The organism is Thiomonas delicata (assembly GCF_900088825.1).
Classification (GTDB): Bacteria; Pseudomonadota; Gammaproteobacteria; order Burkholderiales; family Burkholderiaceae_C; genus Thiomonas_A; species Thiomonas_A delicata.
In genome coordinates, this window is record NZ_LT592170.1 from 307,933 (window position 1) to 331,090 (window position 23,158).

Annotated in this window: 22 protein-coding genes; 12 read left to right on the forward strand and 10 right to left on the reverse strand. The window is 69.2% G+C overall.

The features are described 5' to 3' along the window. The first annotated feature begins 154 nt into the window (after positions 1-154). Positions 155-616 carry an Lrp/AsnC family transcriptional regulator gene (locus THIARS_RS01655; RefSeq protein WP_094159187.1) on the forward strand — a complete coding sequence of 154 codons (462 nt, stop codon included), beginning with the start codon at positions 155-157 and terminating at the stop codon, positions 614-616. A 32-nt stretch (positions 617-648) separates the two neighbouring features. Here the strand turns inward: THIARS_RS01655 and THIARS_RS01660 are convergent, their stop codons facing one another. The 5 genes from THIARS_RS01660 to THIARS_RS01680 all read right to left on the reverse strand — a co-directional run bounded on the left by THIARS_RS01660 (position 649) and on the right by THIARS_RS01680 (position 4,453). Further along, a complete protein-coding gene (locus tag THIARS_RS01660) occupies positions 649-1,038 on the reverse strand; it encodes a hypothetical protein (protein WP_094159188.1) in 390 nt (129 codons plus the stop codon). 565 nt (positions 1,039-1,603) lie between these two features. Then, positions 1,604-2,518, reverse strand: coding sequence for an arginase (rocF, locus tag THIARS_RS01665; RefSeq protein ID WP_094159189.1), 915 nt, complete (start codon positions 2,516-2,518; stop codon positions 1,604-1,606). A gap of 9 nt (positions 2,519-2,527) precedes the next feature. Further along, positions 2,528-3,430, reverse strand: coding sequence for an LOG family protein (locus THIARS_RS01670; protein ID WP_094159190.1), 903 nt, complete (start codon positions 3,428-3,430; stop codon positions 2,528-2,530). 87 nt (positions 3,431-3,517) lie between these two features. Beyond that, positions 3,518-3,907: a c-type cytochrome gene (locus tag THIARS_RS01675; RefSeq protein ID WP_094159191.1), complete on the reverse strand. Its 390-nt coding sequence runs from the start codon at positions 3,905-3,907 to the stop codon at positions 3,518-3,520. 15 nt (positions 3,908-3,922) lie between these two features. After that, positions 3,923-4,453, reverse strand: coding sequence for a cytochrome c-like protein (locus THIARS_RS01680; RefSeq protein WP_094159192.1), 531 nt, complete (start codon positions 4,451-4,453; stop codon positions 3,923-3,925). Positions 4,454-4,787: 334 nt separating this feature from the next. Here THIARS_RS01680 and metX point away from each other — a divergent pair, with 334 nt between their 5' ends. Further along, positions 4,788-6,017, forward strand: a complete 1,230-nt coding sequence (metX, locus tag THIARS_RS01685; RefSeq protein WP_094159193.1) for a homoserine O-succinyltransferase MetX — start codon at positions 4,788-4,790, stop codon at positions 6,015-6,017. Next, positions 6,014-6,592: a methionine biosynthesis protein MetW gene (gene metW, locus THIARS_RS01690; RefSeq protein ID WP_094159194.1), complete on the forward strand. Its 579-nt coding sequence runs from the start codon at positions 6,014-6,016 to the stop codon at positions 6,590-6,592. Before metX ends, metW begins: the two co-directional genes overlap by 4 nt. Before the next feature lie 19 nt (positions 6,593-6,611). Here metW and folE read toward each other — a convergent pair whose 3' ends face one another. Further along, the gene (gene folE, locus THIARS_RS01695) at positions 6,612-7,190 is read right to left on the reverse strand and encodes a GTP cyclohydrolase I FolE (RefSeq protein ID WP_245845425.1); all 579 of its coding nucleotides are present in this window, start codon (positions 7,188-7,190) and stop codon (positions 6,612-6,614) included. Positions 7,191-7,472: 282 nt separating this feature from the next. On the opposite strand from folE, the gene THIARS_RS01700 reads away from it, so the two are divergent. From THIARS_RS01700 to THIARS_RS01735, 8 genes are all read left to right on the forward strand, one after another. After that, positions 7,473-7,664, forward strand: a complete 192-nt coding sequence (locus THIARS_RS01700) for a hypothetical protein (protein WP_094159196.1) — start codon at positions 7,473-7,475, stop codon at positions 7,662-7,664. A 7-nt stretch (positions 7,665-7,671) separates the two neighbouring features. Beyond that, on the forward strand, positions 7,672-7,755 hold the full coding sequence (gene kdpF / locus THIARS_RS01705; protein WP_245845728.1) for a K(+)-transporting ATPase subunit F: 84 nt from the start codon (positions 7,672-7,674) through the stop codon (positions 7,753-7,755). Next, positions 7,755-9,524: a potassium-transporting ATPase subunit KdpA gene (gene kdpA / locus THIARS_RS01710; protein WP_094159198.1), complete on the forward strand. Its 1,770-nt coding sequence runs from the start codon at positions 7,755-7,757 to the stop codon at positions 9,522-9,524. Before kdpF ends, kdpA begins: the two co-directional genes overlap by 1 nt. Before the next feature lie 7 nt (positions 9,525-9,531). Continuing rightward, on the forward strand, positions 9,532-11,694 hold the full coding sequence (gene kdpB, locus THIARS_RS01715; RefSeq protein WP_094159199.1) for a potassium-transporting ATPase subunit KdpB: 2,163 nt from the start codon (positions 9,532-9,534) through the stop codon (positions 11,692-11,694). Between the two features lie 46 nt (positions 11,695-11,740). Next, a complete protein-coding gene (gene kdpC, locus THIARS_RS01720; protein WP_094159200.1) occupies positions 11,741-12,331 on the forward strand; it encodes a potassium-transporting ATPase subunit KdpC in 591 nt (196 codons plus the stop codon). A gap of 33 nt (positions 12,332-12,364) precedes the next feature. Then, positions 12,365-15,253: a DUF4118 domain-containing protein gene (locus THIARS_RS01725; RefSeq protein WP_425444216.1), complete on the forward strand. Its 2,889-nt coding sequence runs from the start codon at positions 12,365-12,367 to the stop codon at positions 15,251-15,253. After that, positions 15,250-15,945, forward strand: a complete 696-nt coding sequence (gene kdpE / locus THIARS_RS01730) for a two-component system response regulator KdpE (RefSeq protein ID WP_094159201.1) — start codon at positions 15,250-15,252, stop codon at positions 15,943-15,945. Before THIARS_RS01725 ends, kdpE begins: the two co-directional genes overlap by 4 nt. A 127-nt stretch (positions 15,946-16,072) precedes the next feature. Next, entirely contained in the window at positions 16,073-17,092 is a 1,020-nt protein-coding gene (locus THIARS_RS01735) for a cation diffusion facilitator family transporter (RefSeq protein ID WP_094159202.1), read from the forward strand. 21 nt (positions 17,093-17,113) lie between these two features. Here THIARS_RS01735 and THIARS_RS01740 read toward each other — a convergent pair whose 3' ends face one another. The 4 genes from THIARS_RS01740 to THIARS_RS01755 form a co-directional block, all read right to left on the reverse strand. Further along, complete coding sequence (locus tag THIARS_RS01740) at positions 17,114-18,154, reverse strand: sterol desaturase family protein (RefSeq protein WP_094159203.1); 1,041 nt, start codon at positions 18,152-18,154, stop codon at positions 17,114-17,116. A 16-nt stretch (positions 18,155-18,170) separates the two neighbouring features. Beyond that, positions 18,171-19,211 carry a YncE family protein gene (locus tag THIARS_RS01745; RefSeq protein ID WP_094159204.1) on the reverse strand — a complete coding sequence of 347 codons (1,041 nt, stop codon included), beginning with the start codon at positions 19,209-19,211 and terminating at the stop codon, positions 18,171-18,173. 83 nt (positions 19,212-19,294) lie between these two features. Next, positions 19,295-20,860: a heavy metal sensor histidine kinase gene (locus tag THIARS_RS01750; protein ID WP_245845427.1), complete on the reverse strand. Its 1,566-nt coding sequence runs from the start codon at positions 20,858-20,860 to the stop codon at positions 19,295-19,297. Further along, a complete protein-coding gene (locus THIARS_RS01755) occupies positions 20,850-21,527 on the reverse strand; it encodes a heavy metal response regulator transcription factor (protein ID WP_094159206.1) in 678 nt (225 codons plus the stop codon). Before THIARS_RS01755 ends, THIARS_RS01750 begins: the two co-directional genes overlap by 11 nt. Positions 21,528-21,622: 95 nt before the next feature. Between THIARS_RS01755 and THIARS_RS01760 the strand changes: the two genes are divergently transcribed. Further along, complete coding sequence (locus THIARS_RS01760) at positions 21,623-23,149, forward strand: TolC family protein (protein ID WP_186436529.1); 1,527 nt, start codon at positions 21,623-21,625, stop codon at positions 23,147-23,149. The last annotated feature ends 9 nt before the right edge of the window (positions 23,150-23,158 follow it).

The following is a 23,158-nucleotide window of genomic DNA, read 5'->3' on the forward strand; positions in this document are numbered from 1 at the left end:
CGCCGCGTGCTGCGGCAATGCAGACAGTATCGGACGCGTGGCGCGCAATGGGGTTGCAAGATCGGGGCGCACGAACCCTGGTTCAAGCAACAATGATTGGATTTTTTGGCGCTCGGCAGCGCAGAATTGCGCGAAACACCGCAAGCTCGACGAAATGACCGAACTCGATCACCATGATCGCGCCATTCTGGCCCTTCTGCAGTCCGATGCCCGCATGCCCAACGCCAGCCTGGCGGAGCGCGTGGGGCTGTCGCCGTCCGCCTGTCTGCGACGCGTCCAGCGGCTGGAGCAGGCCGGCGTCATCGCGCGCTATGTGGCCCTGCTCGACCCCCGCGCCATCGACCGCGCCACGACCGTGTTCATCGAAGTCACGCTCGACAGTCAGCGCGAGGAGGTGTTGGCCGCGTTCGAGCGGGCCGTGGCCGGATGCCGCGACATCCTGGAGTGCCACCTGATGGCGGGCGACTTCGACTATCTCCTGCGGGCCGCGGTGGCCAATCCCCAGGACTACGAACGCCTGCACAAGCAGGACCTGTCACGCCTGCCGCATGTCGTGCGCATCAAGTCCAGCTTCGCGCTGCGCACTGTCGTCAAACGCACCGACTATCCGGTGTAGGGGCGATCTCGGCGCGCCCGGCGCCGCCAGGCTCAGTGCGTCAGTCTGCGCATGATGTGCACGTAATGTCTCGGCACCGCTTCGCCGGATTGCGCGCCTTCCCGGCTGTGTTCGACCACGTACAGGTCTTCACCCGGACGCCCGGCTTCGGACACGCGGCCGACACGGTAGATGCCGGCCTTGGGAAGCAACTCGCAGGCGGCCAGCGCGATATAACCCTGACCGTCCTCGTCGACGACGATGGCCAGCTGGCCGGTGGCCTCCGCCACGGCCTGGACGCGCACGGATTCGAGCCGGCACATGCCCACGTTCTCGATATAGACCTGGGCGAGCTGGGCCATGCGTTCGGCCGCGGCGGGGTCGTTCAAGGACACGCTGGCGCGTGAAGCCGTCGCGATCTTCGTGGGTGTGTACTGAGCCATGGCCGTCGTCCTTCACTGGAAAAATCGTGGAACACGAGACCGATGCCGGATGGCCGATCTCTTTGTTGCCCACTGTAGGAAGGACGATGCAAAGCGACCGTGAACGATTTCACGGAATCACGAGGAATTTTCCAATGCTCACCTGGACGCGACACCCCGCCCGCCAGGAAGGCGGAAACCCAGGCACAAACCTGCCAGAGCGGCGAACAAGCCGCACCACGCCGCCACGCCAGCCTTATGCCCTGCGGCGCGTTTGCTGCATGGGTGCCTGCCGTGTGAAATCGTTCGCGCCACTGACCCCGTGCCGTGGGCGCAGGCCGCGCCACAAGGCGAGCCCGACGCCCAAAACCAGACTGACGGCGCCGATGCCAAGCAGGTAGAGGACAAACATGACTAGCGACATGGACTGGCTCGATCTCCCCGGTGCAGGCGGCTCGGGTACGCCGGCGACGATCGACCGCCGCGCATGGTGCGCCTGCCATGCATGAGTGGCCCAGCCTGCGCCTGGAGTTCCGCGCCGGAATGCAAGAATTTGTTGCGCCCACGCCGCGAGGCGCGGCCGATCTCAGGCCCGCATCAGGGTGGCCTTGCCGAACAGGCTTTCGATCAAGTCGACCGCCAGTTCGGCGGTGCGGTTGCGCACGTCGTAGGCCGGGTTCAACTCCATCACGTCCAGCGAGCCGAGCAGGCCGGTGTCGGCGATCATCTCCATGCACAGCTGCGCCTCGCGGTAGCTCGGGCCGCCGCGCACCGTGGTCGCCACGCCGGGAGCGATGTCGGGGTCGAGGAAATCCACATCGAAGCTGACATGCAGGTGCGTCTCGTCATCCAGCCCGGCCAACGCCATGTCCATCACCTGGCGCATGCCGAGTTCGTCGATGGTGCGCATGTCGAACACATCGAGGCCGACGCCATGCACCAGGCGCTTTTCGCCCGCGTCGACGCTGCGGATGCCGATCTGGCGCAGGCAATGCGGCGCGATGGCGGGAACCGTGCCGGACAGCGCCAGCAGTTCCTGCGGCCCATGCCCGCACAGGCAGGCCACCGGCATGCCGTGCAGATTGCCGGTCGGCGTGATCGCGCTGGTATTGAAGTCCGCATGCGCGTCGAGCCACAGCACGCGCAGCTTGCGGCCCCGTGCCCGGCAATGCGCCGCCACCGCGCCGATCGAGCCGACAGCCAGGCTGTGGTCGCCGCCCAGCAGCACCGGCAGGGTTGCCGCGTCCAGCGCATCGCGCACGGCCATGAACACGGCACGGTTCCACGCCACCACCTCCGGCAGGTGGCGATAGCCGTCCAGCGGCGGCTGCCAGGGGTTGGCCGGACCGGCGAGATTGCCCTGATCGTCCACCCGCAGTCCGAGCGCCTGCAGCGCCTCGCGCAAGCCCGCGACGCGCAGCGCCTCGGGGCCCATGGAGGCGCCGCGGCTGCCCGCGCCGACATCGGTGGGCGCGCCGATCAGACGAATGGCGACGCTCATCGATGCGCCTCAGCCGGCAGGCGCATGCGTCTGTTCGAGCGCGCCGTCCAACCCGAATTCGTGGCGCAAGAGATCCCAGGCTTCTTCGGCCGTCTCGACGAAGTGGAACAGCTTGACGTCGTGCGCGCTGATCATGCCGGTGTGGACGAGGTGGTCGAAATTGATCAGCGAGACCCAGAACTGGCGGTCGAACAACAGGATGGGGCGCTTGCGCACCTTGCCGGTCTGCGTCAGGGTCAGCACCTCGAACAGCTCGTCCAGCGTGCCGAAGCCGCCGGGGAAGCACACCAGCGCGACCGAGCGCATCAGGAAGTGCATCTTGCGCAGCGCGAAGTAGTGGAACTGGAAACAAAGCTGCGGTGTGATGTAAGGGTTGGGCTGCTCCTCGTGCGGCAGCACGATGTTCAGCCCGATGCTCGCGCCGCCCGCCTCGTGCGCGCCGCGATTGCCGGCCTCCATCACTCCGGGGCCGCCGCCGGTGACGACCACGATGGGCTGCTCCAGCGAACTTGAAGCCTGGGTCACCAGCGCCGCAAAGCGGCGCGCCTCGTCGTAGTGGCGCGACATGGTCACGGCATGCCTGGCGCGCGTGATGGCCTGCGCGTCACCCTGCGCCTCGGCCTCGCGCAAGCGCGCTTGCGCGACCTCGGGCGCCAGAATGCGCGCGCTGCCGAAGATCACGATGGTGGCCTCGATGCCATGCTCGCGCTGCACCATCTCGGGTTTGAGCAGTTCGAGCTGCATGCGCACGGGGCGCAGATCTTCTTGCAGCAGGAAGGCCGTGTCGGTGAAGGCCAGCCGGTAGCTGCTCTCCGGGCCAGCGTAGCGCGATGGCGCCTTGAGCTTGGCGGCTTCTTCCTGCGCCGAAGGGAAGTTGCGCGCGGCCAGTTGCTGTTTGCGTTTTCTCGTCATGGCGTGAGCTTAACGTCTTCGCCGCCCGTGCGTTCCCGGGCCGCGCCGCCTCCATTCAGCCGCATGGACGCCGGCGGGCCCGCCACATCAGGCTCGACCCCGCATGCCCATGATCCACTGCGCCAGCTGGCGGGCCTGGTCCGGCATCAAGATCTGCTGGGAACCGCCATAGGCCGGCATGGGGATCACCCCCCAGGTGCCGACATGCCCGTCGAGGATGGCGTTCTCCAGGATGGTTAGCGCCTTGGCGTTGCCCGCATAGCGCGCCGCGATGGCGGCATAGGCCGGGCCGACCTTCTTGTGGTGCATGGCATGGCAAGCCAGGCAGCCGGAGGCCTTCGCCAGCGACAGCATGGCGGCGTCGTTCGTGGCCGGCCCGGCCGCCGCCTGCGCCACGCCCGGCGACGCGAGCGCGGCCGCCCCGACCAGCCAGGCCCCGAGCAGCCGGCCTTGGATGCCGCGCAAACCGGATGTCATGCGCGATTCACGCCGTCAGTGCGTCACCGCCGGCATCTGGTGCCCCATGACCGAACCTTTCGACAGCGCGGTGAGATAGACGACCAGGTCGACCATTTCGGGACTGTTGTAGCCAGGCGGCTTGCCCATGACGCCGGCGCGCACGCAATGCACGATCTGGCGCTCCAGCGTGAAGACCGTGTGTTTCTTGGCTTTGTACTTGGGATAGTTGGATGCCGCGCCGATCAGGCTGGGCAGATGCGCGCCGGCGGGCGAGGTGCCCTCGGGAACGCCGCCATCGGTATGACAAGCGGCGCAACTCATCAGGTGGCTGCCGAAGGCGCCCTCCGGCACCCAGGTCTGCTTGGTGCCGAAGCTGTCCTGCGCGAAGATCCTGGCGCCGTCCTGCACCGCCTGCTCCATGGACGTGGCGGGCTTGACCGTCATCGGCCCGGCCTTGGGCGGCACGGCGGCAAAGCACATCGCCGTGCCGGCGGCGGCGAACGCCATGATCAGGGCCGGGCGCACCGCAGCCGCCATGGCCGCGCTGGTCGAATGTTGCTTCATGGGCATCTCCTGAAATGGGGTGGAAGGCGTACCGGACCACCGCGGGCCCCGGCTGGCAGGGCGCCGGCGGCGCTGGTTGATTTTCCGGCGATGCGACCAAGCTGGCTAGGCGGGCGCGCGTGACAAACGTTGCAAGGTGAAACCGGAGGCGCCGCCGGCGCGCAACCCGGCCCCGAGCGAAGCGGCGACCCGCCAGCCTATACTTACGGTCACGCGCCGATTTGCTCTGAGCTTGCGGGCGCTTAACAAATGCAGCTAAAACAGCGCGCTCCACCGGCCGTTTTGCTGCACATCCTCGCAGCAGGAACTGCCGGTTTTTTATTGGGACACGCGCATGGCATCACCCACCGAGCAACCCGGGCCAACCCCGAGCCGCATGGCTTTCGACACGCCGCTTGCGCTCAAGAGCGGCGCGTCCATGCCCGCCTACGAACTTGCGGTGGAAACCTATGGCCAACTCGACGCCACCCACAGCAATGCGGTGCTGGTGTGCCACGCCCTGAACGCCAGCCACCACGTGGCCGGCATCTATGACGGCGACCCGAAGACGCGCGGCTGGTGGGACAACATGGTGGGGCCGGGCAAGCCCGTGGACACCAACCGCTTCTTCGTCATCGGCGTGAACAACCTCGGCTCCTGCTTCGGCTCCACCGGCCCGATGAGCCTCGACCCCGCGACCGGCCGGCCCTGGGGCAGCCGCTTTCCGGTCGTCACGGTCGAGGACTGGGTGGACGCGCAGGCCCGCGTGCTCGACCGCCTCGGCATCGCGCGCCTGGCGGCGGTGATGGGCGGCAGCCTGGGCGGCATGCAGGCGCTGTCCTGGGCCATCCGCCATCCGGCGCGCGTGGCGCATTGCGTGGCCATCGCCACCGCGCCCAATCTGTCGGCGCAGAACATCGCGTTCAACGAGGTGGCGCGCCGCGCCATCATCACCGACCCGGAATTCCACGGCGGCGACTACTACGCCCACGGCGTGGTGCCGCGCCAGGGACTCTCCGTGGCGCGCATGATCGGCCACATCACCTACCTCAGCGACGACGCCATGGCGCGCAAGTTCGGCCGCAGCCTGCGCAACGGCGGCCTGTCCTACGGCTACGACGTGGAATTCCAGATCGAGAGCTACTTGCGCTATCAGGGCGAGAAGTTCAGCGGCTATTTCGACGCCAACACCTATTTGCTGCTGACCCGCGCGCTCGACTACTTCGACCCCGCGGCCGAGCACGGCGGCGACCTCACCGCCGCCCTGGCCCCGGCGCGGGCGCGCTTCCTGCTCGCCAGCTTCACCACCGACTGGCGTTTCTCGCCCGAGCGTTCGCGCGAGCTGGTGCGCGCGCTGCTGGCCAACCGGCGCGAGGTGAGCTATGCCGAAATCGACTCGCCCCACGGCCACGACGCCTTCCTGATGGACGAGCCGCACTACCACGACATGGTGCGCGCCTATTTCGACCGCATCGCACGCGATCTGCGCCTGGAGGACGCGCCCAGGGGCGCGGCGCACGGCCGCCCGAACCTGCGCGAAGTCCCTCCCGCAGGGACCGCACCAAGCGCGAGGGAGTCCACATGACCAGCCGTTTCGACATCATCGCCGCGCGCGTGCCCGCGGGCAGCCGCGTGCTCGACCTGGGCTGCGGCGACGGCGCCCTGCTCGCCCATCTGCGCGATGCGCGCGGCTGCTCGGTGCAAGGCGTGGAAATCGATCCCGACAAGCTGGTGGCCTGCGCCAGGCGCGGGGTGGACGTGCTGCAGCTCGACCTCGAACAGGGCCTGTCCATGTTCGCCGACGCCAGCTTCGACGTCGTGCTGCTGATCGACTCGCTGCCCAACTTGCGCCACACCGAAGCCGCGCTGCGCGAAGCCGCCCGCGTCGGCCGCAGCGGCATCGCCAGCTTCGCCAACTTCGCCTACTGGCGCATCCGCCTGCGCGTCGCCGGCGGCCGCCTGCCCGTGACGGACGAGTTGCCCTACCAGTGGTACGACACCCCCAATCTGCGCGTGGCCACCCACGCCGATTTCGCCGGCCTCGCCGCCAAATGCGGCCTGCGCGTGCACGAGGCCTTCGGCGTGCACGCCGGGCGCGAAGTGCACATCCTGCCGAATCTGCGGGCGTCCGAATCGATGTTCGTGTTCTCGGCCGGCTGAAAACTTCAGCCGCGCCCGCTCAATCGCGGATGAGGCGCATGAACTCGTCGCGCGTGCGGTGGTCTTCGCGGAAGCTGCCGAGCAGGGTGCTGGTCACCATGCTCACGCCGCGCTTGTGCACGCCGCGGGTGGTCATGCATTCGTGGCTGGCCTCGATCACCACGCCCACGCCGATGGGTTGCAGCGTGTCGTGGATGCACTGGGCGATTTGCGCCGTCATCTTCTCCTGCACCTGCAGGCGCTTGGCATACGCGTCGACCACACGCGCCAGCTTGCTGATGCCCACCACGCGGCTGCGCGGCAGATAGCCCACGTGGACGCGGCCGATGATGGGCGCCATATGGTGCTCGCAATGGCTCTCGAACTCGATGTTGCGCAGCACGATGATCTCGTCGTAGCCGGCCACCTCTTCGAAGGTGCGCGTCAGGTAGGCCGTGGGGTCCTGCGCATAGCCGGCGAACCATTCCTTGTAAGCCTTGGCCACGCGCCTCGGCGTGTCGCGCAGGCCTTCGCGCGCCGGGTCGTCGCCGGCCCAGCGCAGCAGGGTGCGAATGGCGTCCTCGGCCTGCTCGCGGGTCACGGGGATGGGTTCGGTCATGGTTTTCATGCAAGGTTCTGAGGCTTTGGAGCTTGGCGGCAATCGGCCAGAGGCGTGCGGGGCAAGGACCGCATTCCCGGCTTGGTTGCATTCAGTTTAGGGGGCTTTCCCGGACACTTCAGGCATAGGCAGTTTCGACCTTGCCATCCTCGGGTTTTGCCCGCGCGCAGCGCTCGCGACGCTGCGCCGCCTCATGAAAGACCCCGCGTCGACATCGCGTTGTTGCCGCCGCGGCCCCATCTTTTTACACCCGGTTTACGCGGGCCTGCCTACGCTTTCGACATGCCGACACACCAGGACACGCAGGGTTGCGCCGGCGTGCGCCTGCCCACATCGTGGGGCCGCTCGCGGACTGCTGGAGGCGCTCACACGCCGTACGCCATGGATGGATTCTGGATTGCCCTGATCGTTGCGCTCTACGCCGCCATGCTCGGTCTGGTGTGGTTTTGCGACCGCTTGCTGCAAAGGAACTGATGTGAACATGTTCGACTGGATCGGCGGCCTGGGCGCGTTGGCCCTGCTCCTTTACCTGCTGGTTGCGCTCTTTCGCGCGGAGGATTTTTGATGACTCCCGAATTCTTCGCGCTACTGGCTGCGCTGCTACTGGTGGTGGTGGGCATGGCACGTCCGCTCGGGCGCTTTTTCGGCTGGATCATGGACGGCCGCCCGGCCTGGGGGCCGCTGGCGCGGCTGGAAGATGGCCTGCTGCGGCTGTGCGGCGTACGCAGGACCGAGATGGGTTGGCGCGCCTACGCCGTGGCGCTGATGATGTTCAGCCTGCTGGGCACGCTGCTGCTGTACGCGCTGCAACGCCTGCAGGGCTGGTTGCCGCTCAACCCGCAGCAGCTCGGCGCGATCAGCCCCGACTCCAGCTTCAACACCGCGATCAGCTTCGTCACCAACACGAATTGGCAGGATTACGCCGGTGAGACCACCATGAGCAATCTCACGCAGATGCTGGGGCTGGCGGTGCAGAACTTTCTCTCGGCGGCTTCGGGCATCGCCGTGGCCTTCGCGCTGATTCGCGGCTTCGCACGGCATTGCGTGCACGAAATCGGCAACTTCTGGGTGGACCTCTATCGCATCACCGCCTACGCCCTGCTGCCGCTGTCGCTCCTGCTGGCCGTGGCGCTGGTGAGCCAGGGCGTGATCCAGAACTTTTCCGCCGACACGCCTGTCACCCTGCTGCAGGCGACCACCTACACGGCACCCAAGCTCGACGCCGCCGGGCAAGCGGAGCGGCAGACGGTGACGGTGGCGCGGCAAATCCTGCCGATGGGCCCTGTGGCCTCGCAGGAGGCGATCAAGGAACTGGGCACCAATGGCGGCGGCTTTTTCAACGCCAATTCGGCCCATCCCTACGAGAACCCGAATGCGCTGAGCAATTTTCTGGAGATGACCGCGGTGCTGCTGATTCCCGCGGCGCTGGTCTACACCTTCGGCCTGGCGGTGGGCGACACGCGCCAGGGCTGGGCACTGCTGGCGGCCATGGTGCTGGTGTTCGCGGCGGCTGTCAGCGGCTTGGCCGCGGCCGAGCAGCAAGGCAACCCGGCCATCGCCGCGCTGGGAGTGAACCAGGTCCACAGCGTGCTGCAGTCCGGCGGCAATATGGAAGGCAAGGAAACCCGCTTCGGCATCGCCGCCTCGGCGCTGTTCGACGCGGTGACGACCACCACGTCCTGCGGCGCGGTGAACGCCATGATCGACTCGTTCACGCCCCTCGGCGGGCTGGTGCCGATGGCGCTGATCCAGCTTGGCGAAGTGGTGTTCGGCGGCGTGGGCTCGGGCCTCGCCGGCATGCTGGTGTTCGCACTGGTGGCGGTGTTCGTCGGCGGGCTGATGATCGGCCGCACGCCGGAATACGTCGGCAAGAAGGTCGAGGCCTTCGACATGAAGATGGTGTCCATCGCCGTGCTGCTGATGCCCGCGCTGGTGCTGCTCGGCACGGCCCTGGCGGCGGTGGTTCCGGCGGGACTGGCGGGCCTGGCAAACCCCGGCGCGCACGGGTTTTCGGAAATCTTCTACGCCTTCACCTCGGCCGCCAACAACAATGGCAGCGCCTTCGCCGGGCTCTCGGTGAACACGCCGTTCTACAACGGCTGGCTAGGCGTGGTCATGTTGTTCGGACGCTTTGGGGTGATGGTGCCGACGCTGGCGCTGGCCGGCTCGCTGGCGGCGAAAAAACGCATTCCCGCAGGCGGCGGCACGCTTCCCACCCATGGCCCGCTGTTCATCAGTCTGCTCATCGGCGTGCTGCTGCTGGTGGGGGCCCTCAACTTTTTCCCGGCGTGGGGACTGGGTCCCGTCGTGGAGCAATTACAGCTCTGGAAGTGAGAATGGCATGACACGCAAGTCCCTACCCTTGTTCGATCCCGCGCTGATGCGCGCGGCGCTGCTGGAGTCGTTCGCCAAGCTCGACCCGCGGCAGCAATGGCGCAACCCGGTGATGTTCGTGGTGTATGTGGGCAGCCTGTTCACCAGCGCGTTGTGGGTGCAGGCGCTGGCTGGCCATGGCGAGGCGCCGGCCTGGTTCATCGGCACCGTGACGCTGTGGCTGTGGTTCACGGTGCTGTTCGCCAACTTCGCCGAGGCTCTGGCCGAAGGTCGGGCGCGGGCTCAGGCCGCATCGCTGCGCGGCATGAAGAAAACCGTGCTCGCCAAGAAGCTGGCCGCGCCGCACTTCGGCGCCGCCTGGACGCAGACACCCGGCGAAAGCCTGCGCCGCGGCGACGTGGTGCTGGTGGAAACCGGCGACCTGCTGCCCTGCGACGGCGAGGTGATCGAGGGCATGGCCTCGGTGGACGAGAGCGCCATCACCGGCGAATCGGCCCCGGTGATCCGCGAGTCCGGTGGCGATTTCTCGGCCGTGACCGGTGGCACCATGGTGCTGTCGGACTGGATCGTGGTGCGCTGCAGTGCCGACCCCGGCGAGTCCTTTCTCGACCGCATGATCGGCCTGGTTGAAGGCGCGAAGCGGCGCAAGACACCGAACGAGATCGCGCTGACCATTCTGCTGGTGGCGCTGACCCTGGTGTTCCTGCTGGTGACGGTGACGCTGCTGCCGTTTTCCATCTACGCCGTGAACGCCAGCCACGCCGGCGCTCCGGTCACGCTCACGGTGCTGGTGGCGCTGCTGGTCTGCCTCATCCCCACCACCATCGGCGGCCTGCTCTCGGCCATCGGCGTCGCCGGCATGGGGCGCATGCTGCTGGCCAATGTGGTGGCCACCTCGGGCCGCGCCATCGAGGCCGCAGGTGATGTCGACGTGCTGCTGCTGGACAAGACCGGAACCATCACCCTGGGCAACCGCCAGGCCAGTGCCTTCCTGCCCGCACCGGGTGTGGGCATGCTCGAACTGGCCGACGCGGCGCGCCTGGCCTCGCTGGCGGACGAGACGCCCGAGGGCCGCAGCATCGTGGTGCTGGCAAGGCAGCACGGCACGCCGGACGAGCCCGCGGCCGACCCGCAGGCCAGCTTCGTGGCGTTTTCGGCACACACCCGCATGAGTGGGGTGGACCTGCCCGGGCGCAGCATCCGCAAAGGCTCGGCCGATGCGATCAAACGCTGGTGTGCCGACGCGTTGGCGCCCCCAGGCCAGCCGTTGCGTGCCGAGCCACCCGAGGATGCGAGCAGGCACGACCCGGCGCGTCTTCCGGACGACGCCTGGCCCGCCGCCGTCGTGCGCCATGTCGAAGAGGTGGCGCGGCGCGGCGGCACGCCGCTGGTGGTGGCCGAGCAGGTCCACACCGGGACGGCCCGCCACCCCTGCGTGCTCGGCGTGGTGGAGCTGAAGGACATTGTCAAAAGCGGCATCAAGGAGCGTTTCGCCCAGTTGCGCCGCATGGGCATTCGCACGGTGATGATCACCGGCGACAACCGCCTCACCGCCGCCGCCATCGCCGCCGAGGCGGGGGTGGACGACTTTCTCGCCGAAGCCACACCGGAGAACAAGCTCGACCTCATTCGCAAGACCCAGGCCGAGGGCCGGCTGGTGGCCATGACCGGCGACGGCACCAACGACGCGCCGGCACTGGCGCAGGCCGACGTTGCCGTGGCCATGCACAGCGGCACGCAGGCGGCGAAGGAAGCCGGGAATATGGTGGACCTGGACTCCAACCCCACCAAGCTGATCGAGGTGGTGGAGATCGGCAAGCAGATGCTGATGACGCGCGGCGCGCTGACCACCTTCAGCATCGCCAACGATATCGCCAAGTACTTCGCCATCATCCCGGCGGCCTTCGTCGCCACCTATCCGCAGCTCGGCGCGCTCAACGTCATGCACCTGACCTCGCCCGACTCGGCCATCCTCGCGGCGGTGATATTCAACGCCCTCATCATCGTCGTCCTCATCCCGCTGGCGCTCAAGGGCGTGCGTTACCGCCCGCTGGGCGCCGCGGTGCTGCTGCGCCGCAACCTGCTGCTCTACGGCCTTGGCGGCATCGTCGCGCCCTTCATCGGCATCAAGCTCATCGACATGCTGCTGACCGTGCTGGGCCTGTCTTGAACCCCCGGCGACGCGGCCCTGCATCGCTCAATCCAAGCCACCAGCCATGAAATCCGTCCTGCGTCCCGCCATCAGCCTGCTCCTGCTGTTCACCCTGGTCACCGGCCTGCTCTACCCGCTGGCCGTCACCGGCCTCGCCCAAGTGCTGTTTCCCTGGCAGGCCAACGGCTCGGTGCTCGCGGTGCGAGGCCGCCCCATCGGTTCGGCGCTGATCGGCCAGAACTTCACCGCGCCCGGTTATTTCTGGAGCCGTCCCTCGGCCACCAGCGTCTATCCCGACAACGCCATGGCCTCGGGCGGCTCCAACCTCGGGCCGACCAATCCGGCCTTGATCGAGGCGGTGAAGGCGCGCATCGCCGCCCTGCGCGCGGCCGACCCCGGCGACACCAGCGCGGTGCCGGTGGACCTCGTCACCGCCTCCGCCAGTGGACTGGACCCGCAAATCTCCCTGGCTGCCGCCGAATACCAGGCCGCACGCGTGGCCCGGGCGCGGCATGTGCCGCTGGCGCGGGTGCAGGCGCTCATCGCGCGATACGCCCGCCACCGCTGGCTCGGACTGTTCGGCACGCCGCGGGTGAATGTGCTGGAATTGAATCTGGCCCTCGACGGCCTGACGACGCGACGCATGGACGGTTGAAAATTCCAGCATGGACGCTTCACACTTTCACGCATGGGTGGACATCCATCATTCCTGCATGCATGGACCGCCACATTGACTGATCCCGAAGCCCGCCTCTCGCCCGATGCGCTGCTGGCCCAGGTCCAGCAGAACGATGCCCAGGCGCATCGCGGCAAGCTCAAGATCTTCTTCGGCGCCTCGCCCGGTGTCGGCAAGACCTATGCCATGCTCAAGGCCGCGCGCCGGCTGCGCGAACAGGGAGTGGACGTGTGCATCGGCATCGTCGAGACCCATGGCCGCGCCGACACCGCGCGACTGCTGGAAGACATGGAGCCGCTGGCGTTGCGCGAGGTCCGCCGCGGTCGGCTCACCCTGCGCGAATTCGACCTCGCTGCCGCGCTGCAGCGCCACCCCGCGGTGCTTCTGGTGGACGAACTGGCGCACAGCAACGCGCCGGGCTGTCGTCACCCCAAGCGCTGGCAAGACGTGGAGGAATTGCTGGCCAGCGGCGTCGACATCTACACCACGCTGAACGTGCAGCACCTGGAGAGTGTGAGCGACATCGTCGGCAGCATCACCGGCGTGCAGGTGCGCGAGACCCTGCCCGATCGCGTGTTCGAGGCGGCCGACGAGGTGGTGCTGGTCGACCTTCCGCCGGACGAGCTGCTCCAGCGCCTGCGGGACGGCAAAGTCTATCTGCCCGAGCAGGCCGCGCACGCCGTGCGCAACTTCTTCCGCAAGGGCAACCTGCTGGCGCTGCGCCAACTCGCGCTGCGGCTCACCGCTGAGCAGGTGGAAGGCGAAATGCGCGACTACCGAAGCAGCCGCGTGGGCGGCCAGGTGTGGGATGCCGCCGAAGCCCTGCTGGTGTGCGTGGGACCACACGACGATGCCAGCCTGGTGCGCGCCGCGGCGCGCCTGGCCGACGCCCTGCACGCCCGCTGGCACGTCATCACGGTGGAAACCCCGGCGCTGCAAAGCCGACACGAAGCGCGGCGCGATCATGCTCTCAAACTGCTGCAGTTGGCGCGCGAGCTCGGCGCTCAAACCGCCATGCTCTCCGGAGCGAATGCCGCCGAGGCTGCGCTGGTCTACGCCCGCACCCACAACCTCAACCGCGCGATGCTGGGCCGCTCGCCCACTTGGGCCTGGTGGCGGCGCCTGCTCGGCCGCTCGACCACCGCGCTGCTGGCGCACCAGGCACCCGACCTCGACCTCATTCTCATCACCCGCGCAACGCAGACCCTGCGCCCTGCGGCGGCGCGGTCGGCCTTCGACCTGCCGCAAGCCGGAGCGTTGTGGCGGCGCTACCTACCCGCGCTGCTCATCTCAGGCGCCATCACCCTGCTCGCCAGTCCGCTGCGCAGTTATTTCGACCTCTCCAACACGGTCATGCTCTTCATGCTCGGGGTCGTGGCCGTGGCCTTGCGCTTCGGCCGCGGACCCGCGGCGCTGTCGGCCATCGTCAACGTGTTGGCATTTGATTATTTCTACGTGCCGCCGCGCTTTTCCTTCGCCGTGAGCGACGTGCAATACATCTTCACCTTCGGCGTCATGCTCGGTGTGGGCCTGCTCATCGGCCACCTCACTTCGCACCTGCACTTCCAGGCCATGGTCGCGGAACAACGCGAACGCCGCACCCACGATTTATACGAACTCTCGCGCGAGCTTTCCGGCGCGCTCACCACCGACCAGGTGGCCGAGATCGGCGAGCGCGTGGTGCAGGCCAGCTTTCGCTGCCGCGCCAGCCTGCTCCTGCTCGGCATGGACGACAGCCTGCAACCGGGCGCAGACGCCGCTTCCGGCACGGCCCTACCGGTCGACGCCGAACTCGCGCGCTGGTGCCTGCAGCACGGCGAACCCGCCGGCCATGGCACGGACACCTTGCCGAGCGCGGCGCTGTTCTACCTGCCGCTGAAGGCGCCCATGCGCGTACGCGGCGTGCTGGTGGTGGACCCTGGCGACACCCGCCTGTCCACCATCCCCGAGTTGCGGCGGCTGCTGGAAACCTGCGCCACGCAAATCGCCATTGCGCTGGAACGCATCCATTTCGTCAGCGTGGCGCAGGACACGCTGCTGGCGATGCAGGCCGAGCGCATGCGCAACTCGCTGCTGTCGACCCTGTCGCACGATCTGCGCACGCCACTCACCTCGCTGGTGGGCGCCGCCGAAGTTCTGGCCTCGCAACTCGCCGCCCAGTGCGCCACCCCTTGCGCCACCCAAGCCACGGCCAGCGCTGCATCGCTGCATGCCCAGGCCCTGATCATCATGCGGCAAGCCCGGCGACTGGCCCACATGGTGGACGACCTGCTCGACATGGCACGGCTGCAGTCCGGCCAGGTGACGCTGCGGCACGACTGGCAATCGGTCGAGGAACTGGTGGGCAGCGCGCTGCGTGCGGTGGACCCTGCGCAACTGGCGCAGCACCCGCTGCACATCGACCTGCCCGCCGATTTTCCGCTCGTGCGCGCCGATGCCGTGCTGCTGGAGCGCGTGCTGGTCAATCTGCTGGACAACGCACTGAAGTTCACCCCGCCCGGCACGCCGCTGGGCGTGCGCGCGCAGGTGCAGGGAGCCGAAGCGCTCCTCACCGTGTGGGACCAGGGCCCGGGGCTGCCGCACGGGCGCGAGCGTGCGGTGTTCGAAAAATTCACACGGGGCGAACCCGAATCGTCCATTCCGGGCGTGGGACTGGGCCTGGCCATCTGCCGGGTCATCGTCGAGGCGCACGGCGGCACGATCGCGGCGGCGAACCAGCCCATGGGCGGCGCTGCGTTCAGCGTGCGTCTGCCACTGCAGACCGCGCCGCAACTGGAACCCGCCGGCGACGCCGAGCACGAGGCCGAGACCGGCAAATCGCCCGCCGCGGCGACGGTGGATCCAGCGGCCCACGCGCTCGAGCCGACGGCCGCGCCGCCGACCTCGCCGGAATTGCCATGACCACCCCGTCCAGCCTGATCCTGGTGGTCGAGGACGAGGCCGAGATACGGCGCTTCGTTCGCGCAGCGCTGGAGGGCGAGGGCTACCGCGTGTGCGAGTCGGCGACCATGTCGCGCGGCCTGATCGACGCCGGCACGCGCAAGCCGGACCTCGTGATCCTCGACCTGGGTCTGCCGGATGGCGACGGTATCGACTTCATCCGCGACTTCCGCGGCTGGAGCGGCGCGCCGCTCATCGTGCTGTCGGCGCGCTTGGCCGAAGCCGCCAAGGTGGCCGCGCTCGACCAGGGCGCCGACGATTACCTCGGCAAACCTTTCGGCGTGGCCGAGCTGCTGGCGCGGGTGCGCGCAGCGCTGCGTCGTCCGCCCGCGGGCAACGCGGCGCCCAGCGAACCCCTGCGCTTCGGCCGCGTAGAGCTTGACATGGTGCGGCGCCTGGTGCGACGCGACGGCGAGGACCTGCGCCTGACCGTGATGGAGTACCGCCTGCTGTGCGCCCTGGCCAGCCGCCCCGGCCTGGTGCTGACCCACCGCCAGCTGCTGCGCGAAGTCTGGGGGCCGGGCTATGTGGAGCATGGCCATTACCTGCGCATCTACATGGGTCGCCTGCGCCACAAGCTGGAAGACGATCCGACCCGCCCGCGCCACCTGCTGACCGAGGTCGGCGTGGGCTACCGCTTCATGACGGGTTGAGCCGTGCGGCGTCTTGGCCGTCTGCCCATGCCCGCCCTCCGGTCATGATCTTGGCGCGGGATCGGCGCATGGTGTAATCGGCTAGGCTTTTCCAGCTGCTGCAACCATCTTCCGTTCCGCACAGATCATGGCTTCAACCCACGACGATCATCACCACGGCCCCGCGCACGACGACCATGCGCGGGGTGGCGGTCATCACCACCATGGCGCCGGGGCGAGCGCGCGGCGCCTGGGATGGGCGCTCGCCATCCTGCTGGTGTTCACCGTGCTGGAGGCGGCTGGCGGCTGGTGGGCGAACTCGCTGGCGCTGTTGTCGGACGCGGTGCACATGGCCGCCGACACTGCCGCCCTGGGCCTGGCCATGTTCGCCCAGATCATCGCCGCCCGTCCCGCGAACGCGCGCCTGAGCTATGGCTGGCAGCGCAGCCCGGCGCTGGCGGCCTTCGTCAACGGCCTGGCACTGTTGCTTCTGACCGTGTGGGTGGTGGTGGAGGCGCTGCTGCGCCTGTTCCGCCCGGAAGACGTGCAGGCCGGCTGGATGCTGGGCATCGCCGTGGCCGGCGGGCTGGCCAATGTCTGGGTCTTCATGGTGCTGTCGGGCGGCGCCTCGCTCAACGAACGCGGCGCGCGCGCGCATGTGCTGGGCGATCTGCTCGGGTCGGCCGCCGCCGTGTTGGCCGCCGTCATCATCCTGCTCACCGGCTGGACCGTGGCCGACCCGCTGCTGTCGCTGTTCATCTCGGCCATGATCCTGCGCACCGGCTGGCACATCACGCGCCACAGCGCCCATGTGCTGCTCGAGGGCGCCCCGCCCGGCTTCGACGAGGCGCGCGTGCACCGCGAACTCGCCGGCCTGCCCGGACTCGCCGGGGTGCATCATGTGCATGCCTGGTCGCTCTCGGGCGAGCAAACCCTGGTCACGCTGCACGCCGCGCTGCACACCGGGGCCGACGCCGACGGCACCCTGCACTCCATCCACCACCGCCTGCGCGAACACCTCGGCATCGCCCACGCCACGGTGCAGATCGAGACCGGCGCTTGTGCCGACGCACTGCGCGACGAACAGTGTGGCTGCGGCGGCGCGGCGGCGCCGCATGGCCAGAATCCCACGCCGGCGCATGGCTCGCCTCACGGCCATGCGCATTGATGCTTGCGTGGGTGTGCCGGCTCAGACGCCGGAGACCTCGGGCCGGCTGCGGCGTGCGGAGATCCGCGCGTTCCTGATACGCACGGCCATGCGCAGCAGGCCCAGCCATTGCTGGGCCCAGAACCCCTGGCCATAGTCCACGCCCTGGCCTTCGGGCGGGGGCAACTGGGCGCGCACGCCTGTAGGCTGGGTTGGCGTCATGAAGTCGGCGGAATGGAACAGCAGGTCCCACCAGGGGAAAAGAATGCCGAAATTGCAGCCGTAGAGACGGGCGCGGTTGCCGTGGCCGAGTTCGTGGCCGTAGCCCACGGCGTGGTGCAGGCGGTGGAAACGCGGGCTCACCAGCAGGCGCTCGCCCAGCCGGCCGAAATCCATGCGCACATTGGCGTGCTGCAGGCTTTGCAGGGCGCCGCCCAGCATGGCCAGCAGCACGAATTGGTTGGGCGGCACGCCGATGGCCAGCGCCAGCGCGGCGAAGAACGCGGCTTGCAGCGTGTCGTCGAGCAGATGGCCGCGGTCGTCGGCCCACAAGGTGAGCTGACGCTGGCTGTGGTGCACGGCGTGCAGTTCCCACCACCACTGGAACTGGTGCTGCCAGCGGTGATACCAGTAGCCGGCGAAATCCAGCGCCACGAGGTAGATGAGGAAACCGAGCAGCGGATGGGTCCGCATGCCGGGCAGCAGCTCGTCGAGGTTGAGGTTGACGACGCCGTGCAGGCGCAGCCATTCCTGCAGGTTGTCGAAGGCCGGTTGCAGGGCCAGGAAAAACACCAGGCTCACCAACCCCAGGCGGTTGATGAGGGTGTAGATGACGTCGACCCGCGCCGCCTTGCGGTCGGGCCAGCGCTCGATGGGCCGCCACGCCTCGAGCGGACGCAGGACGGCGTACACGGCGAGGATCTGCGCCGCGCCGGCGACGAACCACAGCGTGGCGTCGTAGGCGAGGTCGTCGTAGTCCATGAGGTGAAGCTGGTAGAGCAGCGGCTGCTCCAGCGTGACGAACAGCCAGGTCTGGGCCTGCCCGAGCAGGGCCGAGACGGCATGCGCGACGGCGTCGAACATGGCACGCGCCTTCGCGTCACACCGGGCGCGGCGCGTGCGCCTGCAAGGCCGGGGGCAGGTTGTCGTAGAACGGCGCGCGATCGTAGAAGTAGATGCCGTGCGGCGATTTACCCACGCCGATGACGTCCACCAGCTTGCGCGACTGCATGTCGATCACGCCCACCGTGCGATCGAAGCGGAAGGTCGTCCACAGCCAGCGGCGGTCGGCCGAAAGCTCCATGTCGTCCGGCCCGGGGCGCAGCCCGGCGATCTCGCCCACGTTGGTGAGCTGCTGCATGTCGAGGATGCTGATGGTGTCGGCGATGCGGTTGCTCACCAGCACATGCCGGCCGTCGGCCAGCGAGCGGAAGTTGTGCGCCGCCTTGCCCGTCGTGATGCGCCGCACGATGCTGCGCGCGCGCCAGTCCACCGCCACCACCGCGTCGCTGCCGGTCAGCGCCACCAGCAGCACGCGGTCCTGCGGCGTCAGCCAAACCCCGGCCGGCGTCTCGCCCACCGGCATGGTCCACAGCAGGCTTTGCGTGGGCAGGTGGATGGCGGCCAGCTCGTTGGTCTGCTGCAGGGTGACGAAGGCGATCTGGCTGTCCGCGGTGAAGGCCATATGACTGGGCAGCGCCTCCAGCGGCATGCGCTTGGACAGGCGCAGGGTCTTGCCGTCGTAGGCGTAGATGTCGACGCGGTTCAGGCGCAAGCAGTTGGTGAGAAACCACTTCTTGTCGGGCGAGAAGCCGATCTGGTACGGGTCCTCGATGCCCGGCACCGTGCCCTGCGGCTGACCGGTGACGGGATTGAGGAACACCAGATCGTTGCCCACCGCGTTGGCCACGATGAGCGAGCGGTTGTCGGGCGTGGCCATCAGGTGGTGCGGCTCCTTGCCCACCGGAAAGGTCTGCACCGGCCGGCGCGTGGCCTGGTCGATCAGGGTGATGGTGGCGTCGCCCGAATTGAGCACCACCACCACGTCCGGCGGCAGCGAGGCGGCCCAGGCCGACAAGGGCCGCGACAGGGCCGGAACGATGGCCGCGGACAAGGCGGCTTTCAGGAGTTGGCGACGCATGATCGTGGGCACCCGCGGCGGACGGGAAAACGTGGAGGGAGCAACTGTAACGCGCGCGCAGGGTGTTTTGTTGACCTGGGCCATCACCCCAACGGCGTCAGGGCGGGCTGCGCCGGCAGCTCCAGCCGCACGCGCGTGCCCTGGCCGACGCGGCTGTCCACGCCCACCTCGCCGCCGTGCAGGCGCACGATGTTGCGCACCAGCGCCAGTCCCAGGCCCAGTCCGCCGCGCTCGCGGCTGCGCGCCGGGTCGGCGCGGTAGAAGCGCTCGAACAGATGCGGCAGATGCTCGGGAGCGATCCCGCATCCGGTGTCGGCCACGGCGATGCGCACCTTGTCGCCCAGGCGCTCGGCGGACAGCACCACCTCGCCTCCCACCGGCGTATGCGCCAGGGCGTTGCCGATGAGGTTGCCCAGCGCGCGCTGCAGCAGCATGCGGTCGGCGCGCAGCGTCAGGCCCTGCGCGCAGCGCACCCGCAGAAACACCTGGGACTCGGCCGCCGCCGCCTCGAAGAATTCGCCCAGCGCCGCCAGCTCGCGGCCGATGTCGATGGCCTCCAGGCGCAGCGCCGCATCGGGCTGCTCGGTCTGGGCCAGGAACAGCAGGGTCTGGATCATCTGCGACAACCGCGCGCACTCCTCCACCGCCGACTCCAGCGCCTCGCGGTACTCGGCCTGCTCGCGCGGGCGGCCCAGCGCCACCTCGAGTTCGCCCCACAGGTTGGAGATGGGCGTGCGCAACTCGTGCGCGATGTCGGCCGAGAACTGCGAAATGCGCCCGAACGACTCCTCCAGGCGCTGCAGCGTGGCGTTGAACGCCAGCGCCAGCGCCTGCAACTCGGCCGGCAGCCCGCGCGCGTCGAGGCGCTGGTGCAGATTGCTCGCGCCGATGCGGCTCGCCGCGTCGGCCATGTGGCGCAGCGGGCGCAAGCCTCGCCAGGCGATACCATAACCCGCCGCCGCGGCCACCAGCAAGGCCGCCACAAGTACCCCGCCCAGGCGCAGGCGGTAGTCGGCCAAGATGCGCGCCTCGGTGCTGCGGTTCAGCGCCACGTCCAGTTGCATGGCCTCGGGTGGCGCCGCGGCACTCGGGCGCGCCCACACGTCCAGCCGGGCGGTGAGGTAGTGCGCTCCGGCAGGTGTCGTCACCCGCTGCAGCAGGGGCCTCCCGTGCGCGGACGGCGGGAAGGCCGCGGCGCCGAGTTGCGTCGTCATGCCGGGGGTCTGCAGCACGAGGCGGCCGTCCGCGCCGCGCAGGCGCAGGAACAGGTTGCGCGGGGCGTCGGGCGGCAGCGGCAGATAGGCCTCCTGGCGCAGCGCCTCGCTGTCGGCGGGATGGTCGCGCAACAGGGCCGCGGCGGTGTCCAGCTTGCGCAGCACCGCCTCGCGGTCCTCCTGGATCATGCGCTGGTCCAGCCCCCAGTACATCCACGAACTCGCGGCCAGCAAAATGAGCGCCAGGGTCAGCGCGAACGCGGCGGCCAGCCAGGCCGCCAGCGCGCGCGGCGGCAGCCCGTATTGGCGCAGGCGGCGCAGCGCGAACCCTCCCCACCCCTGCCCGCCCCACGGAAGGCCAGGGCGCGAACCGGCTTCCCCCGCGCGTGGTGCAGGCCGGGAGGAGCAAGCCGCCTCGGGCGGCTCACCCGCCACCGCGCACCTCCAGCACATAGCCCGCGCCGCGCACGGTGTGCAGCAGCGGCTGGGCGAAGGGCTCGTCGAGCTTGCTGCGCAGGCGGCGCACGTGCACGTCCACCACATTGGTGTCGCTGTCGAAATTCATGTCCCAGACCTGTTCGGCGATGAGGGTGCGCGACAGCACCTCGCCGGCGCGCCGCGCCAGCAAGGCGAGCAACTGGAATTCCTTGGGCGTGAGCTGCAGGCGCTGGCCGCCGCGTTCGGCCCGCTGGCGCGTGAGGTCCACCGTCAGGTCGGCCAGTTGCAGCTGCTCGGGCTGGCGCGCGGGACCGCGCCGCAGCACGCTGCGCACCCGTGCCAGCAATTCGGAGAAAGCGAAGGGCTTGACCAGGTAATCGTCCGCGCCCAGCTCCAGCCCGCGCACGCGGTCGGCCACGCCGTCGCGCGCGGTGAGCATGAGCACCGGGGTCTGGCGCTGCGCGCGCAGCGCCTGCAGCACGCTCCAGCCGTCGCGCGCCGGCAGCATGGCGTCGAGCACGATGAGGTCGTAGTCCTGGGTCAGCGCCAGGTGCAGGCCGTCGTCGCCGCGCGCGGCGACGTCGGCCACGAAGCCGTTCTCGCCCAGCCCCTTCCTCAGGTAGGCGGCGGTCTTGGCTTCGTCTTCCACGATCAGGATGCGCATGCCTCAAGCATAGGAGTTCAGCGCCTTCGCCACATGACGAAATCGTCATGTGGCGTTCATGCGGGCGTGCGCCTGCCATGCCAACAATGCCACGCATGCAAAATCCTGCTTCGCCCCGACGCGGCGCGGTCCGCGCCGTCCCGCCACTGCTGGCCGTGCTGCTGGCCGGCTGCGCCGCGGCGCCCGCGCTCCCGCCCGTGGCGCCGCCGGCCGCCAGCGCGCAGGCGCTGCAACATCGCAGCCTGAACGATCCGGGTCTGCAGCGCTTCCTTACCTTGCAGGCCGGGTCGCCGCAGCCCGCCGACCTGCCCTGGGGCGCGCGCCGCCTGGGCCTGGCCGCGCTCTATTTCCACCCCACCGTGCGCGTGGCGCAAGCCGACCTGCAACTGGCCGAGGCCGACCTGCAGACCGCCAGGCAATGGCCCAACCCGCAACTCCAGCTCGGCATGAAGTACAGCACCACGGCCGCGGTGGCCGCGCCTTCGCCCTGGACCGTGGGCGCCGCCATCGGCCTGTTGCTGGTGTCGCATGCCCAGCGCGCGGCGCAGACCGCGCAGGCCCGGGCCGGGGTGCGCGCAGCCAGGCTCATGTTGTCCGCCAGCGGCTGGGCCGTGCGCAGTCAGGTGCGCCTGGCCTTCATCGCCTTGTGGAACGCCGAACAGAATGTGACGCTAGACCAGCGCATGCTCAACGAACGGCTGATCATGCAAGACCGCATTTCCCAGCGGACCCGCGCCGGCTGGGTCTCGCCGCTGGCCGCGGCCCGCGCCGAGCAGGCCGCGCAGGCCGCCATCCTGCAGCTCACGCAAGCACAGGGCGCGGTGCGCAGCGCGCGCATCGCGCTGGCGTCGGCGGTCGGCGTGCCGGATACGGCCCTGCGCGACGCGAAACTGGATTTCAGCACCATGCGGAACGCCCCCGCCATGCCGGATGCAAGCCGCCTCGCGCTCTGGCGCACCGCGGCGCTGGAACACCGCGCCGACGTGCGCGCCGCCGCCGCCCGGGAGCAAGCGGCGCGCGCCGCGCTGCAACTGGCTTTGACGCAACGCGATGGCGGCCCGCCCACCATCGCGCCGGGATTCGAACGCGACCAGGGCGCCAACCGGCTCACGGCCACCGCCACGCTGCCGCTGCCGCTGTTCAACCAGCACCAGGGCCAGATCGCCGCGGCCCGCGCCCGGCTCGCGCTGCGGCATGCCGAGTTGCAGCAGGTGCAGGCGCGCGCGCTGGCGCGACTCGAACGCGCCGAAGTCGATCTGCGCACGGCGAACGCCGCCCAGCAGCAGGCGCACGGATTGCTGCAGGCCGACCAGGCCTTGCTGCGCGCCGCCGAGAGTTCGCTGCGCAGCGGCTGGCTCGGGCCGCTCGCGGTGGCGCGAGCCCGGCTGCGCGTCATCGCCGCCGAGCGCGTGGCGCTGCAAGCCAGTGCCACGCAGTGGCGGGCGCTGGCCCAACTCGAGGATGTCGCGCAGCAATCCCTGCCCGCCGACCGGCTCGGGACGGACCCGGCCGCGCGACCCGGCAATCCCGTTCCTTCACCGACGACCCCCAAACCGTTCGCCACCGACTTGCCGACCCGCTGGACGCAAAGCCGCGGGCTGCCCGGCCAGACCCCACCCTGAACCGCCCTT